The following is a 15,018-nucleotide window of genomic DNA, read 5'->3' as shown; positions in this document are numbered from 1 at the left end:
AAAGGGAGCGGCGTGGCGGATTCCGGCAGCCTCGGACTTGTCAAGTCGGCGAAGAGCCTGTCCTCGGCCTTGCCGGACCTGCTCGTCGAGGCCCGGCGCGTGGCCGCCACGGTGGCATCCGGCTGGCACGGGCGGCGGCAGGCCGGCCCGGGCGAGACCTTCTGGCAGTTCCGGCCCTTCGCGGCTGGCGAATCCGTCGCGCGCATCGACTGGCGACGTTCGGCCCGGGACGATCATCTCTACGTGCGCGAGCGTGAGTGGGAAAGCGCCCACACGGTCTGGCTCTGGCCGGACCTGTCGCCCTCCATGGATTTCCATTCGCGGCTGGCGCCCGTCTCCAAGCGGGACCGGGCGGTCGTGCTGATGCTCGCGGTCGCCGATCTCCTCGCCCGGGGCGGCGAGCGGGTCGGGGTGCCCGGGCTCGTGCGGCCGACGGCCAACCGCGCGGCGGCGGAGCGCACCGCGACGGCGCTCGCCCTCATGCAGGGGCGGGAGCCCTTCCCGGACACCCATCCGATCCGCCGCTTCTCCGATCTCGTGCTGGTCGGCGACTTCCTGGACCCGATCGAGCGCACGGGCGAGGTCCTGAGCCGCATCGCGGGATCGGGCGCGCGCGGGCACCTGGTGCAGGTGATGGATCCGACCGAGGAGACCTTCCCGTTCGTCGGCCGCACCGAGTTCCGCGATCCGGAGACGGGTGAGCGGATCACGGCCGGGCGCGCCGAGACCTGGGTCCAGGCCTATCGCGACCGGCTCGCCGCCCATCGGGAGGCGCTCAGGCAGATGACGGGCCGGTTCGGCTGGACCTTCCTGGTCCACCACACGGACCGCTCGGCGGCCGAGCCCCTGCTGGCGCTGCACGGCCGGCTCTCGGCCGGGGCGCGGGGGGCGATGAACGTCAAGGCCGGCGGCACGGTTTCGACCATGGAGGTGGCGGGATGAGCGGTTTCCTGCCCCTCGCCTTCACGGCGCCCTGGGTGCTCGGCGCGCTCGTTCTGGTGCCGGCGATCTGGTGGCTCTTGCGCCTGACGCCGCCGCGGCCGCGCGAGGTCAGCTTCCCGCCGACGCGGCTGCTGCTCGAGATCATCAAGCGCGAGGAGACGCCGTCGCGGAGCCCGTGGTGGCTGACGCTGCTGCGGCTCACGCTGGCGACGCTCCTGATCCTGGCGCTGGCCGGACCCGTGTGGCGGCCGCTCGCCCGCACGGACAGCGGCACGGGGCCGCTGTGGATCGTGCTCGACAACGGCTGGGGCAGCGCGTCCCGCTGGGACCAGATCCGGCCGATCGCGGACCGGCTCATCGGCCAGGCCGGCGACGATGGCCGGCCGGTGGCGCTGATCGCCACCGCCGAGGGGGCGACCCAGCCGGTGGAGCCGACCGGGGCGGCGGAGCAGCGGACGCGGCTTGCCGCGCTCGAGCCGCGGCCCTGGGCGCCCGACCGCACCGCCCTGCTGCCGGCCCTGCGGCGGAGCGCCGAGAAGGCCGCGCCGGGGTCGGTCGTGTGGCTCGCCGACGGCCTCGACCACGGCTCGGGACCCGGCTTCGCGGGCGACCTCAAGGCCATCGCGCGGGAGGCGGCCGTCACGGTCTATGCCGGCGGGGCGGCGCTGCCGGTCGCGCTCGGGGCGGCCGAGAACCAGCTCAAGGCGTTGACCGCCACCGTTCTGCGCGCCGACAGCGAGGGCGAGCGGGCGGGCTCGGTGCGGGCGCTCGACCCGAAGGGCCGCATCATCGCGGAGGTGCCTTACCGGGTGGCGGCCGGGCAGACCGGCGCGCAGGCCTCGTTCGACCTGCCGATCGAACTCCGGAACGACATCGCGCGGGTCGAGATCACCGGCGCGGGCCACGCCGCTGCGGTGCAGCTTCTCGACGAGCGCTGGCGGCGGCGGGCGGTCGGCATCCTGTCGGGGGCGAGCGCCGACACCGCGCAGCCGCTGCTCTCGCCGGTGCACTACCTGGAGCGAGCGCTGGCGCCTTTCGCGGAGGTGCGCGAGCCGCGCGCGACCGACACCGTGCAGGCGATCCGCGACCTCGTCCGGCAGAACGTCTCGGTCATCATGACGGCCGACATCGGCACGATCGTGGGCGATGCCGAGAAGGTGCTCGAGGAGTGGGTCGGCAACGGCGGGGTGCTGGTGCGCTTCGCCGGGCCGCGGCTGGCTGCGGTGCGCGGCGGCGACCGGTTGGTGCCGGTGCAGCTGAGGCAGGGCGGGCGGACGCTCGGCGGGGCCCTCTCCTGGCAGCAGCCGCAGTCGCTCGGCAGTTTCTCGGCGAACGGTCCCTTCGCGGGGCTCGACGTGCCGAAGGACGTGACCGTGACCCGGCAGGTCCTGGCCGAGCCGCATCCCGACCTGCAGGGCAAGACCTGGGCGAGCCTGACGGACGGCACGCCGCTCGTCACGGCGACGCGCTTCGGCAACGGCTGGCTCGTGCTCTTCCACGTCACGGCCGACACGGCCTGGTCGAACCTGCCGCTCTCCGGCAGCTTCATCGAGATGCTGCGGCGGGTGGTGGGCTTCTCGTCGTCGGCGGCCGCCCACCAGGACGAAGGGCAGCCGCAGGGCGACGCGGCCGGGCAGGGGCGGGCCGCGAACGCGGTATTGCTGCCACCGCTCCGTCTGCTCGACGGCTTCGGCCGCTCGGCCGCGCCGGGGCCGGACGCCAAGCCGATCGCCGAGGGGCAGCGGGGCGTGGCGGTCGGGCGCGAGCATCCGCCGGGGATCTACGGCACCGAGGAGGCCTTCGTGGCAGTCAACCTGATGCGACCCGGCGACACGATCGCGCCGCTCGACCTCTCGGCGGCCGGATCCGTGCGGCTCGAGAGCTATGCGCAGGAGGGGCCGCGGGACCTCAAGCCCGGGACCTTCGCGGCGGCGCTCGTGCTCCTCATCCTGGACGCGCTCGCGGTGCTGTGGCTCGCCGGGCGGCTCGTCCTCCGGCGGGCAGCGGCGGTCCTGGTGGTGGCGACGGGAACCGCGGTCCTGCTGGCGGCGGCGGGCGGTCCGGCCTCGGCCAACGACCCCGCCCGGGAGAAGTTCGACAAGGACGCGGCGCTCGGCACCCGGCTCGCCTATGTGGTGACCGGCAACGCGGAGATCGACGAGGTGTCGCGCCGCGGCCTGGAAGGCCTGTCGCGGGTGCTCGCGGACCGGACCGCGCTGGAGCCGGCGACGCCGGTGGGCGTCGACGTGTCGCGCGACGACCTCTCGTTCTTCCCGCTCCTCTACTGGGCGATCGACCCGGCCGCCGGGGCGCCGAGCGGACAGGTGGTGACGCGCATCGACGCCTTCATGAAGAACGGCGGGTCGATCCTGTTCGACACGCGCGACAGCCTGAACAGCGCCGTTCTGCGCGGGACGGGCCGCGCCTCGCCGGCCAACGAGTCGCTCCGGCGCATCCTCTCCGGGCTCGACATCCCGGACCTGGAACCGGTGCCGCAGGATCACGTGCTGACCAAGGCCTTCTACCTGCTGCAGGACTTCCCCGGCCGCTTCGACGGGGGCCCGCTCTGGGTCGAGGCCACGCCGGCGCAGGACCCGGCCCAGGCGGCTGAACGGCCGGTGCGGCCGGGCGACGGGGTGTCGCCGATCATGATCACCGGCAACGACATGGCGGGGGCCTGGGCGCTCACGGAGAGCGGCGACTTCCTGCTGCCGACCGTGCCGTCCGATCCGCGCCAGCGCGAGATGGCGTTCCGGGTCGGGATCAACATCGTGATGTACACGCTGACCGGCAACTACAAGGCCGACCAGGTGCACGTGCCGGCGCTCCTGGAGCGGCTCGGACAGTGAGCGGGCGGGGGCCGATGCGGACCGAGGGACGTTCGGGGCGGGGAACGAGGACGACTGACGCATGACCTGGTCCCTGGACTTCTCGCCCGTCCTGCCCGTCTGGCTGATCGTGCTCCTCGGCGCGGCGGCCGGCGCGCTGGCGGTCTTCGCGATCTGGTCGGGCATCCGCGGGTCGTGGATCCGGGCGGCGGCGGTCGCGGCCCTGGTCCTGGCGCTCCTCAACCCGGTGCTGCAGCGGGAGGACCGCGAGGCGCTGCCGAGCGTGGTCGCGCTCGTGGTCGACAAGAGCCAGAGCCAGGCGCTCGGCGACCGGCGGGCGGAGACCGAGCGGGCGCGGGCGCAGCTCGCCCAGCAGATCGGCAAGCTGAAGAACTTCGAGATCCGCGAGGTCGAGGCCGGCGCGGACCGCGACGGGGTCGGGGCCGACGGCACCCGGCTCTTCGAGGCGCTCGGCCAGGCGCTCTCGGACGTGCCGCCGGACCGGGTCGCCGGGGCCGTGATGGTCACCGACGGGCAGGTCCACGACGTGCCGCGCGACAAGGCCGCGCTCGGCTTCGACGCGCCCGTCCATGTGCTCCTGACAGGGCGCGACAAGGAGGTCGACCGCCGCGTGGCGGTGGTCAACGCGCCCCGCTTCGGGCTCGTCGGCACCGACCAGGTCATCCAGTACCGGGTGATCGACGCCGGGGTCGCGCCGGGCGGGCGGGTGCGCGTCACGGTCCGCCGCGACGGTGAGCAGGTGGCCGAGCAGCGGGTCGCCCCGGGCGAGGTCGCGCGCGTGTCGGTGAAGATCAAGCACGGCGGCGACAACATCCTGGAGATCGAGGCGGAGGCGCTGCCGAACGAGCTGACCGCAGTCAACAACCGGGCGGTCGCCACCATCGAGGGCATCCGCGAGAACCTGCGGGTGCTGCTCGTCTCCGGCGAGCCGCACGCGGGCGAGCGGACCTGGCGCAACCTGCTGAAGTCCGACGCCTCGGTGGACCTCGTCCACTTCACGATCCTGAGGCCGCCGGAGAAGCAGGACGGCACGCCGATCCACGAGCTGTCGCTGATCGCCTTCCCGACGCGAGAGCTATTCCAGGAGAAGATCAAGGACTTCGACCTGATCATCTTCGACCGCTACCAGCGGCGCGGGATCCTGCCGTCGATCTATTTCGACAACATCGCCCGGTACGTGCGCGAGGGCGGGGCGGTGCTGGTGGCGTCGGGGCCGGATCCGGCGGGGGCAGGGAGCCTCTTCCGCACGCCGCTCGCCAGCGTGCTGCCGGCGGAGCCGAACGGCACGGTGCGCGAGGAGGCCTTCTACCCGAAGATCAGCGAACTCGGGCAGCGCCATCCGGTGACCCGCGCCCTGCCGGGCTCGCAGACCGACCCGCCCCAGTGGAGCCGCTGGTTCCGCCTCATCGAGTCGACGCCGTCGAGCGGCACCACGGTGATGACGGGGGTCAACGACAAGCCGGCGCTGATCCTGTCGCGCGAGGGCGCCGGTCGGGTGGGGCTGCTGCTCTCCGACCACGTCTGGCTCTGGGCGCGCGGCTACGAGGGCGGCGGGCCGCACGGACTGCTGCTCCGGCGCCTGGCGCACTGGCTCATGAAGGAACCCGACCTCGAGGAGGAGGCGCTCCGGCTCGTCCAGCGCGGCCGCGACCTCGTCGTCGAGCGCCAGACGCTCGGCGTCGACGTGAAGCCCGTGACCATCACCAAGCCGACCGGCGAGACGATCCCGGCCAAGCTGGAGCAGTCCGAGCCGGGGCTCTGGCGGGCGCAGGTGCCGGCGCGCGAACTCGGGCTCTGGCGGGTGACCGACGGGGAGCGCACCGCGCTCGCCCATATCGGCCCGCCGAACCCGCGCGAGTTCACCGAGGTCCTGTCCTCCGCGAAGCCCACCGAGGCGATCACGCAGGCGAGCGGGGGCAGCGCGCGGCGGCTGGTGCAGAACGAGACCTTCGCGACGCCGCGCATCCTGCCGCTCAGGGCGGGCGTGACCATGGCGGGATCGGACTGGATCGGCCTGAAGACCACCGACGCGAGCGTCCTCAAGGGTGTCGACCGCTACGGCCTGTTTGCCGGTCTCCTCGGCCTCGCACTCCTGCTCGGCGCGGTCTCGCTGATGTGGTGGCGCGAGGGGCGTTAAGGCGGGCGGCGCCCGCGCGAGGGGCCGCCGAAGCGATGCCCCCGCACGGACCGCGCGGTCTACCAGCGCCAGTTCTTCGCGAGCCCCTGGGCGGCCTCGTAGGCGCCGGGGACGAGTTCGGCGATCAGGACCCGCTTCGGGTCGACCGGGCCCGGGAGCTGCACTCTCGCCGGCGGCACGTGGCGGAAGCCGAGGGGGCCGTAATAGGGCTCGTCGCCGACCAGAAGGACCATCCGGTGACCGCGCCGCCGCGCCTCGTCGAGCGAGGCGCGGACGAGCGCCCGGCCGGCGCCCCGGTTGCCGAAATCCGGGTGGACGGCCAGGGGCCCGAGGAGGAGGGCCGGCTCGTCGCCGATCCGGATCGGCGTCAGCCGCACGGAGCCGCCGAGACGGTGGCCGAAGAGAGCGACGAGCGAGAGGTCGGGGTCGTGCGGCACGCCCTCGCGCAGCCGGTGGGCGGTGCGGGCGAAGCGGCCGGGACCGAAGGCGAGGTCGTGGAGGGCTTCGATCTCGGCGTCGTCGGAGGCGACCTCCGGCCGGATCAGGTAGAGCGGCGCGTGCATGTCCATGGATCCGCGGTATGGCTCGGTTGCTCGGAGCCTAGCGCGGCGATCGGGACCTGGGCTCGCGTCTGGGGAGGACGGCCGGTCAGCGAGGCGCGCGCAGGCGGGCAGCGTGGGCAGGGCCACGTCGCTCGCCTCGTCGTCGCCGAATGAACGGCCGCGTCATGCGTCGATCCTCGAAGGGCTTGTCCGCTAACACGAGCCGCGGCGGCGCGCAAGGCGCGGTGCGCCGTGCCCGACCATCGCCGAGGTCGGTCGAGGCGGTCAGGCCACGGCCGGCGCCCGCGGCCGCTCCAGGTGGCGGAGCCCGACCAGGCAGGCGAGGGCCACCACGGTCGCGAGCGCTACCAGGGCGAGGACCGCCCCCGGCCCGATGCGGTCGAGGAGGGCGGTGAAGACCAGGGGGGCGGCCGCGTTGGCGAGGTTCTGCGGCAGGGCTAGGCGGCTCGACAGCCGCGCATAGTCGGCCGCGGCGAAGAAGCCGAGCGGCAGCAGGGCGCGGGCCAGCGTGGCGACGCCGGCGCCGAAGCCGTAGAGCACCACGAAGGCGACGACGAGCACCGGCGAGCCTCCGAGGGCGAGAGCCGCGACGCCGGTCAGCACCATGGCGCAGCTGGCGATCCCGGTGGTGACCGCGCTCGACCGGCCGCCGAGGGCGGTGTCGGCGAGGCGGGCGGCGGTCCCGCAGACGTTGCGCAGGGAGGCGAACCAGAGCGCCATCGTGGCGGCCGTGCCGGAGCGCTCCAGGAGCTCGATCATTACGGGCGCGATGCCGAAGCCGACGAAGGTGGTCAGGGTCGTGGCCACGGCGATCAGCGCGAAGGCGGCGCGCCGCTCGCGGGTGGTCAGGGCGGGCGGGCCGGCCGCTCCGGTGCCGATCGTCGGGCCGGTGCGGTTGCGCGCCGGGGGCAGGACGAGGAAGTGCAGCGGGGCGCAGACGAGAAGATGGACGGCAGCGCCGCACAGGCAGGCGCCGCGCCAGCCGAGGCTCGCCTCCAGGGCCGACAGGATCGGCCAGCAGATCGCCGAGGAGAGCCCGGTGAAGAGCAGGAGCGTCCCGATCGTGCGCTTCGACCCGGCCCCGCGCCGCTCCACGATGGCCGCGTAGGCGGCGAGGGACAGGCCGGCGGATCCGCCGACGCCGACGAGGAGCCAGGCGAGGTAAAGGAGGACGATGCCGTTCGCGACCGCGAGCGTGGCGAGCCCCGCGGCGATCAGCAGCGAGCCGGCCGTGAGGACGCGGGCGGCGCCGATCCTGTCGAGCAGGGTGCCGATCGCGGGCGCGGTGGCGGCGCCGGTCAGCATCATCAGGGTGAGGCAGCCGAAGACCCACTCGTTGGCCAGCCCGAGGTCGCGGGCCATGACCCGGCCGAGCACGCCGGGCAGGTCGAAGGTCGTGCCCCAGCCGACGATCTGCGTGAAGGCCAGCACGCCGACCAGGCGGACCGGCTCCAGGGACGAAGGGCGGGGGAGGGGCATCGGGGCGGATCGCGGGGGGGGCGGGGCTGCAGTCTAGACCGCCGAGGCCGGGGGGCCAACGGCGGCTTCGTCACCAGAGCGGGTCCGGCCGGCGCCCCTCGAGGATCTCGGCGATGCGCCGCCGGGTCGCGCCGGTCGTGTCCGCCGGCAGGGCCTCGAGCGGGAAGAAGCCGGTCTCGGCGATCTCCCGGTCGCGGGGGCGGGGCGGAAGCGGCTCGATCCCGGAGCCGACGAAGAGGGCGACATGGTCGCGCCGCGAGGCGCGGCGGTTCAGGTAGAGGCCGAAGAGATCGAGGTCCTCGACGCCCAGCCCGCCCTCCTCGGCCAGTTCGCGGCGGGCTGCCTCGGCGGCCGTCTCGCCCGCGTCGACGCCGCCGCCCGGCAGGTACCAGCCGGGCAGGTAGGTGTGGCGGACCAGGAAGACCCGCCCCTCCTCGGCCAGGAAGACCCGCACGCCGAGGCTCATGGGACGGCGCAGGAGGGCCGCGGCCGTGACGGTTCGGCGGACGAGCGGCTTCAGGCGGGCGAGAAGGGTCATCGAAGTCTTTCCGCGATCCGGCGAAAGGGCGGGCGTACCGTTGCCGAAGCTTAACCGCGCCCGCCGGTATGTGCCGGACGCATGGCCCACCGGCAAGCATAGCCTTGGCTATTCGCGAGGCGATTGCCTATTTCGTAACCTGACGGGCGCAGGGTGGTGCCCGTATCCGGTGCGGGGCGATGGACGTCCCGGCGCCGGCCCGCGGGCCAGTCCGCGCGGGCGGCGCACAGCTCACGTCGAGGCTCGCCATGTTGAAGGCCGTCCGCAAGCTCCTGGTCTCGCATCGTTTCCTCTGGGCGCCCGCCCTGGAGCCGGTTCCCGTCCGCCGCACCGCGGCCTTGCGGAACTACGACTGGGCCTGAAGACGGGCCGGAAGGCGGCGAGGAAATTTTTCCCGGCAGGGATCGAACGGGCCTCACTGGACGTTCGGCATGCTCTTGGCTATCCCCCACCGCATGTATTCCTTCGCCCACCTCTCGGACCCTCACCTCGGCCCGCTTCCGGAGCCCCGCCTGTCGGAGCTCATGTCGAAGCGCATGCTGGGCTACCTCAATTGGCGGCTCAACCGCGGTCGCGGCGCCATGCGCCCCGCCGTGCTCGATGCCCTGGTGGCCGACATCCAGGCGCACCGGCCGGGGCACGTCTGCGTCACCGGCGACATCGTCAACATCGCGCTCGAGGCCGAGCTGGTCGTCGCCAAGTCCTGGCTGGCGAGCATCGGCGCTCCGCACGACGTCTCGGTGGTGCCGGGCAACCACGACGCCTACGTGCGGACCTCGCTGCGCCGGTCGACGGAGGCCTGGGCGCCGTTCCTGTGCGGCGACGGGGCGGAGCACGTGCGCTTCCCCTTCGTCCGCCGCCGCGGGCCGGTGGCCTTCATCGGGGTTTCGTCCGCCAAGGCGACCGGTCCCTTCATGGCGACCGGCACGTTCGAAGTCGGCCAGGGCATGCGGCTCGCCGAGATCCTCGCGCACGAGAAGGCGCAGGGCTTCTTCCGGGTGGTGATGATCCACCATCCCCCCGTCCGCGGGGTCGCCCCCTGGGCGGCGCGGCTGATCGGGGCGGAGCGCTTCCGGCGCGTGATCCGCGAGGCCGGCGCCGAGCTCGTCCTGCACGGCCACATCCATCGCTGGAGCCGCGAGGAGATCGCCGGGCCGAACCGGCCGGTGCCGGTCGTGGGCGTGACCTCGGCCTCGGCGCAGCCGGGCGCGGGCGGCGGCAAGCGGGGGGCGGGCTGGAACCATTTCATCGTCGAGGGCGGCCCCGGGGCGTGGAAGCTCACGCACGTGGAGCGGGGCTTCGGCCTCGCGGCGACAGGGGCGGCCGAGCTCACCCGGCGCGAAATCCTTCTCTGACGGTCACAGGCCGCCCTTCGAGGCGGCCCAGGCGAAGAGCCCGACCGCGCCGGTGACGACGCCGAGCGCGAAGGCGGCGAGAACGCGCCAGCGCGTGCGGCCGGCCGGCGGTCGCGTGGCCCCGGAGGCCGCCGCCGCGGTCGTGGTCTCCGGGCGCGGCCCGCGGGCGAGGAGCCAGTCGGCCTCCAGCGCCTTCTCGCGCTCGATGACGCGCTCGGCGACATAGTCGGTGATGCAATCCGCCATGGCGTCGAGGCTGTCGGTCTCGCGGAGGACGGTCCGGCCGAGGCGGGTGTCCTTCAGGAACCGGTAGGTCCTCCGGTCGCGGCCCATGGCGACATGGCTCGTCATGTCGATCCAGAGGCGGGGCGGCTCGCCGCCCGACACCGAGAAGGCGAAGATGTCCGTCTCGGACGGGACGGCCTTGAAGACGTCGGCCAGTTCCTCGGCGAGCATCTCCAGGCGCGCCCGTTCGGCAGCCTGCAGGTCGGCGATGCCGTCGGCCCGCTCGGTGGAGACCATGCGCATGCGGCGGATGGCCTCCTGCAGGCTCCTCACGTTGCCGGCCGGCTTCCGGCCCGGCGTCCGATCGCTCATCCTCGCCACTCCATACGTCGACAAGGGTCCCGTTTCGAGGCGCTCCGTCCCGCCATGGACCGCGATTCCCATTGCGGGATCGCGCGACTTCGTCTTCACCACTCTTTAGCAAATGCCGTGCCCCCGGGCACGGTTTCGCAACCGAGGGCGCGCGCATGGCCGGGAAGACGTCGGGACTGGAGCGGGTGAGGGCGGCCGCGGAGGCGCTGGGCCTGCCGATCGAGATCGTGACCATGCCGGACTCGACGCGGACCGCCGAGGAGGCCGCGGCGGCCTGCGGCTGTCCGGTCGGGGCCATCGTCAAGTCGCTGGTCTTCGTCGGTCGGGAGAGCCGGCGGCCCATCCTGATGCTCGTCTCCGGCGTGAACCGGGTCGACGAGGAGGCGGTCGCGCGGGACCTCGGCGAGGCGGTGGACCGGCCGGATGCGCGCTTCGTGCGGGAGGTGACCGGGTTCGCGATCGGCGGCGTGGCCCCGTTCGGCCACGCCACGCCGCTCGCCACCCGGATCGACCGGGCCCTTCTCGCCCACGACCGGGTCTGGGCGGCGGCGGGCACGCCGCACGCCGTCTTCTCGGTCGACCCGCGGGACCTGGCCGGCCGGATCGGGGCGGAGCCGATCGACCTCGTCTGAGCCAGGGGCGCGGGGCCGGCGAGGCCGCGACGGCTCAATCGTCCTCTTCTTCCTCGATATCCTCGTCCTCGTCCTCGACCGCGTCGTCGTGCTCGACGGCCGTCAGGGCGATCACGGGGACGGAGCTCGTGCGGAGGACCTCCTCGCCGTCGGCGTACCAGAGGCAGGTCACGATGTTGTCGGCGACCTCGATGACCGTCATCGCCGGCCCGCCCGACTTCAGCATGACGACATCGCCGGGTTCTATGCTCGCTGCGGCCATTGGGGCACCCTCCCCGTGTCTGGTGAGGCGGGTCTAACCGGCAGGCGCGACGCTTTGTTCGAGGCCTTCAGGGCCACTTCACCACGGGGGGCATGGAGGAGAGGATCGAGTCGACGTTGCCGCCGGTCTTCAGGCCGAAGATGGTGCCGCGGTCGTAGAGGAGGTTGAACTCGACGTAGCGGCCGCGACGGACGAGCTGCTCGTCGCGGTCGGCTCCCGACCAGGGCATCTCGTAGTTGCGGCGGACGAGCTCCGGATAGATGCCCAGGAAGGCTTCGCCGACGGCACGCGTGAAGGCGAAGTCGGCCGACCAGTCTCCGGAATTCAGGTAGTCGTAGAAGATGCCGCCGATGCCGCGCATCTCGTTCCTGTGCTTCAGGAAGAAGTATTCGTCGCACCACGCCTTGTAGCGCGGATAGTCGGCGACCGCGTGCGCCTCGCAGGCGGCCCGCATGGCGGCGTGGAACGCGACCGTGTCGGGGTCCTCCTGGGTGCGTCGGCGCGCGAGGACCGGGGTCAGGTCGGCGCCGCCGCCGAACCACTGGCGCGTGGTGACGACCATGCGGGTGTTCATGTGGACGGCCGGCACGTTCGGGTTCTGCAGGTGGGCGATGAGCGAGATCCCGCTCGCCCAGAAGCGCGGGTCCTCGTCGGCGCCCGGAATCTGGCCGCGGAACTCGGGGCTGAACTCGCCGTGCACGGTCGAGACGTGGACGCCGACCTTCTCGAAGACGCGGCCCTTGAGGATGGCCATCACGCCGCCGCCGCCGTCCGCGCCGGTGTGGTCGGACCGGCTCCAGGGCGTCCGCTCGAAGCGGCCCGGCTCGCCGCAGGCCAGCGGGCCCGCGATGTCGTTCTCCAGGGCCTCGAAGGCGGCGCAGATCCGGTCGCGCAGGGTCTCGAACCAGGCGCGGGCCTCGGACTTGCGCGCTTCGAGGTCGGCGGGAAGGGTCATGGTCGGGGCTCGCGAGTTTGCGTGCGGGACGGGCAGTCTAGCGCCAAGCCGCGGCGGATGTCATGCGGCGTTGTCAGTCGAGGTCGCACCGGGCGGCGGACAGACGGGGCCGAGCTGGCGCAGGGCCTCGCCGAGCACCATGGCGGCGGCGACCGCCACGTTCAGCGAGCGCATGCCGGGCCGCATGGGGACGGCCACGCGGGCGTCCGCGCGGGCGTGGACGGCGTCGGGCACGCCGGCCGATTCGCGGCCGACCATGAGGAGGTCGCCGGGCCGGTATGCGAAGGCGGTATAGGCCAGGTCGCCGCGGGTGGTGAGGAGGACGAGCCGGCGGCCGGTGCCCGCGCGCCAGGCCTCGAAGGCCGCGAAACTCGCGTGCCGGGTCCACAGCGCGGCCGGCAGGTAGTCGAGGCCGGCCCGGCGCAAGCCCTTGTCGGTGAGCGCGAATCCGGCCGGCTCCACCAGCTCCACGGTGACCCCGAGGCAGGCCGCGGTGCGCAGGATCGTGCCGGTGTTCTGGGGGATGTCGGGCTCGTAGAGGACGATCCCGAGGGGGGCTCGGAGAGGCTCTTCCGGCATTCGGCTTTCCCTTTGGTCGGCGACAGAATAGTCAGCATTGTCATCAGGATGTTGCAGTGCGGCGATCTCGCCGAAAATCCCGGCGCTTCCATCTTTAGGCGCGCTGGACAATCGGCGGAACTGTTGTAAAACACCGCGCGACCGGCGAAGGGTGCGCCCGGTGCCTCTTCGTCGGGCACGCCCCCGCAAGACCCGCTCTCAAGTCCAGCCTGCGCGCTCCGAGCGCCCGTGCCGGCGGTCGGAGACGGCGACCGGCCGACAGTTCGAGAGGATCCGATCTTGGCTACTACCGCTACGGCAGAAGAACCGACCCGCCGCGACTTCCTGTACATCGCCACGGGCGCGATGGGCGTCATCGGCGCCGGCAGCCTCGCCTGGCCGTTCATCGATCAGATGAACCCGGACGCCTCGGCGCTGGCGCTGGCCTCGACCGAAGTGGACATCTCGGCCATCCAGCCGGGCCAGATCGTCACCGTGAAATGGCGCGGCAAGCCGGTCTTCATCCGCAACCGGACGCAGAAGGAGATCGACGAGGCGCGCGCCGTGCCGGTCAACTCCCTGCCGGACCCGAAGCCCGACCAGGAACGTGTCAAGCCCGGGCACGACAACTGGCTGGTCGTCGTCGGCGTGTGCACTCATCTCGGTTGCGTGCCGCTCGGCACCGCGGGCGCCCGGGGCGACTACGACGGCTGGTTCTGCCCCTGCCACGGGTCGCACTACGACACCTCCGGCCGCATCCGGAAGGGCCCGGCGCCGCTCAACCTGGCCGTCCCCACCTACGAGTTCCTGTCCGACAAGGTCGTGAAGATCGGCTGATCGCCGGCCCCGAGGAGACGAGATCATGCAGGGTCATTCGACCTATACGCCCACGAACGGGTTCACGCGCTGGCTGGAGCGTCGGCTGCCGATCATCAGCATGATGCACGGGCAGGCGGTCGCCTATCCGGTCCCGAAGAACCTCAACTACTTCTGGACCTTCGGCGCGATCCTGATGGTCATGCTGGTGTGCCAGCTCGTGACCGGCATCGTGCTGGTGATGCACTACACGCCCCACACCTCGATGGCCTTCGCGTCCGTCGAGCACATCATGCGCGACGTCAACTGGGGTTGGCTGATGCGCTACATGCATGCCAACGGCGCGTCGATGTTCTTCATCGCCGTCTACATCCACATGTTCCGCGGCTTCTACTACGGCTCCTACAAGGAGCCGCGCGAGGTGCTGTGGATCCTGGGCGTGCTGATCTTCCTCCTCATGATGGCGACCGCCTTCATGGGCTACGTGCTGCCCTGGGGCCAGATGAGCTTCTGGGGCGCGACGGTCATCACGAACCTCTTCTCGGCCTTCCCGCTCGTCGGCGAGCCGATCGTCACCTGGCTGTGGGGCGGCTTCTCGGTCGACAACCCGACGCTGAACCGCTTCTTCTCGCTCCACTACCTTCTGCCCTTCGTGATCGTGGGCGTGGTCGTCCTGCACATCTGGGCGCTGCACGTGGTCGGCCAGAACAATCCGGCCGGCGTGGAAGTGAAGTCGACGCAGGATACCGTGCCGTTCACGCCCTATGCGACGCTGAAGGACACCTTCGCGATCGTGATGTTCCTGATCGTCTTTTCGTGGTTCATGTTCTACGTGCCGAACTATCTCGGGCACCCGGACAACTACACGGAAGCCAACTCGCTGGTCACCCCGGCTCATATCGTGCCGGAGTGGTACTTCCTGCCCTTCTACGCCATCCTGCGCGCGGTGCCGTCCAAGCTCGGCGGCGTGCTCCTGATGTTCGGCGCCATCGCGGTGATGTTCATCGTGCCCTGGCTCGACACCTCGCGGGTCAAGTCCGGCGCCTTCCGGCCGCTGTTCAAGCAGTTCTTCTGGGTGTTCGCGGCGGTCTGCGTCGGCCTCGGCTACCTGGGCTCGCTGCCGGCGGAAGGAACCTACGTGATCTGGGCGCGGGTGCTCACCTTCTACTACTTCCTCCACTTCCTCGTGATCCTGCCGCTGCTCGGCCTCTTCGAGACGCCTAAGCCGCTGCCGGCCTCGATCTCGGAGGCGGTGCTCGCCAAGAACGGTGGGGGCATGCCGCAAGGCGCCGTCGCCGCTCCCGAGCGCAAGGGCTGAAACGGGCGAACCGGAGA

General features: G+C 72.3%; 14 protein-coding genes. 7 read left to right on the top strand and 7 right to left on the bottom strand.

Going from position 1 to position 15,018, the window contains the following annotated elements; translation table 11 throughout:
- The first annotated feature begins 12 nt into the window (after nt 1-12).
- The 3 genes from WBG79_RS21090 to WBG79_RS21080 all read left to right on the top strand — a co-directional run bounded on the left by WBG79_RS21090 (nt 13) and on the right by WBG79_RS21080 (nt 5,928).
- Nucleotides 13-942, top strand: a complete 930-nt coding sequence (locus WBG79_RS21090) for a DUF58 domain-containing protein (protein ID WP_337359199.1) — start codon at nt 13-15, stop codon at nt 940-942.
- On the top strand, nt 939-3,791 hold the full coding sequence (locus tag WBG79_RS21085; protein WP_337359198.1) for a DUF4159 domain-containing protein: 2,853 nt from the start codon (nt 939-941) through the stop codon (nt 3,789-3,791). Before WBG79_RS21090 ends, WBG79_RS21085 begins: the two co-directional genes overlap by 4 nt.
- Nucleotides 3,792-3,852: 61 nt before the next feature.
- A complete protein-coding gene (locus WBG79_RS21080) occupies nt 3,853-5,928 on the top strand; it encodes a hypothetical protein (RefSeq protein WP_337359197.1) in 2,076 nt (691 codons plus the stop codon).
- Nucleotides 5,929-5,987: 59 nt separating this feature from the next.
- Here WBG79_RS21080 and WBG79_RS21075 read toward each other — a convergent pair whose 3' ends face one another.
- The 3 genes from WBG79_RS21075 to WBG79_RS21065 form a co-directional block, all read right to left on the bottom strand.
- The gene (locus WBG79_RS21075; protein WP_337359196.1) at nt 5,988-6,491 is read right to left on the bottom strand and encodes a GNAT family N-acetyltransferase; all 504 of its coding nucleotides are present in this window, start codon (nt 6,489-6,491) and stop codon (nt 5,988-5,990) included.
- Between the two features lie 264 nt (nt 6,492-6,755).
- Nucleotides 6,756-7,970, bottom strand: coding sequence for an MFS transporter (locus WBG79_RS21070; protein ID WP_337359195.1), 1,215 nt, complete (start codon nt 7,968-7,970; stop codon nt 6,756-6,758).
- A 70-nt stretch (nt 7,971-8,040) separates the two neighbouring features.
- Nucleotides 8,041-8,508, bottom strand: a complete 468-nt coding sequence (locus WBG79_RS21065) for an NUDIX domain-containing protein (RefSeq protein WP_337359194.1) — start codon at nt 8,506-8,508, stop codon at nt 8,041-8,043.
- 455 nt (nt 8,509-8,963) lie between these two features.
- Here WBG79_RS21065 and WBG79_RS21060 point away from each other — a divergent pair, with 455 nt between their 5' ends.
- Complete coding sequence (locus WBG79_RS21060) at nt 8,964-9,863, top strand: metallophosphoesterase family protein (RefSeq protein ID WP_443147499.1); 900 nt, start codon at nt 8,964-8,966, stop codon at nt 9,861-9,863.
- Nucleotides 9,864-9,866: 3 nt separating this feature from the next.
- Here WBG79_RS21060 and WBG79_RS21055 read toward each other — a convergent pair whose 3' ends face one another.
- A complete protein-coding gene (locus WBG79_RS21055) occupies nt 9,867-10,460 on the bottom strand; it encodes a hypothetical protein (protein WP_337359192.1) in 594 nt (197 codons plus the stop codon).
- Between the two features lie 155 nt (nt 10,461-10,615).
- Here WBG79_RS21055 and WBG79_RS21050 point away from each other — a divergent pair, with 155 nt between their 5' ends.
- The gene (locus tag WBG79_RS21050) at nt 10,616-11,092 is read left to right on the top strand and encodes a YbaK/EbsC family protein (RefSeq protein ID WP_337359191.1); all 477 of its coding nucleotides are present in this window, start codon (nt 10,616-10,618) and stop codon (nt 11,090-11,092) included.
- Between the two features lie 34 nt (nt 11,093-11,126).
- On the opposite strand, the gene WBG79_RS21045 is transcribed toward WBG79_RS21050, so the two are convergent.
- The 3 genes from WBG79_RS21045 to WBG79_RS21035 form a co-directional block, all read right to left on the bottom strand.
- Complete coding sequence (locus WBG79_RS21045) at nt 11,127-11,354, bottom strand: YodC family protein (RefSeq protein ID WP_337359190.1); 228 nt, start codon at nt 11,352-11,354, stop codon at nt 11,127-11,129.
- Nucleotides 11,355-11,421: 67 nt separating this feature from the next.
- Complete coding sequence (gene hemF / locus WBG79_RS21040; protein ID WP_337359189.1) at nt 11,422-12,309, bottom strand: oxygen-dependent coproporphyrinogen oxidase; 888 nt, start codon at nt 12,307-12,309, stop codon at nt 11,422-11,424.
- A gap of 60 nt (nt 12,310-12,369) precedes the next feature.
- Nucleotides 12,370-12,888 (bottom strand): tRNA (cytidine(34)-2'-O)-methyltransferase, encoded by a 519-nt coding sequence (locus WBG79_RS21035; protein ID WP_337359188.1) that lies wholly within the window; start codon nt 12,886-12,888, stop codon nt 12,370-12,372.
- 279 nt (nt 12,889-13,167) lie between these two features.
- Between WBG79_RS21035 and petA the strand changes: the two genes are divergently transcribed.
- Nucleotides 13,168-13,704 (top strand): ubiquinol-cytochrome c reductase iron-sulfur subunit, encoded by a 537-nt coding sequence (petA, locus tag WBG79_RS21030; RefSeq protein ID WP_337359187.1) that lies wholly within the window; start codon nt 13,168-13,170, stop codon nt 13,702-13,704.
- A 25-nt stretch (nt 13,705-13,729) separates the two neighbouring features.
- Nucleotides 13,730-15,001, top strand: a complete 1,272-nt coding sequence (locus tag WBG79_RS21025) for a cytochrome b (protein ID WP_337359186.1) — start codon at nt 13,730-13,732, stop codon at nt 14,999-15,001.
- The last annotated feature ends 17 nt before the right edge of the window (nt 15,002-15,018 follow it).

Source organism: Prosthecomicrobium sp. N25, from assembly GCF_037203705.1.
In the GTDB taxonomy this organism is placed as follows: Bacteria; Pseudomonadota; Alphaproteobacteria; order Rhizobiales; family Ancalomicrobiaceae; genus Prosthecodimorpha.
The sequence above is the reverse complement of the archived record's forward strand: the minus strand, read 5'-3'. Positions and strand labels throughout refer to the sequence as shown.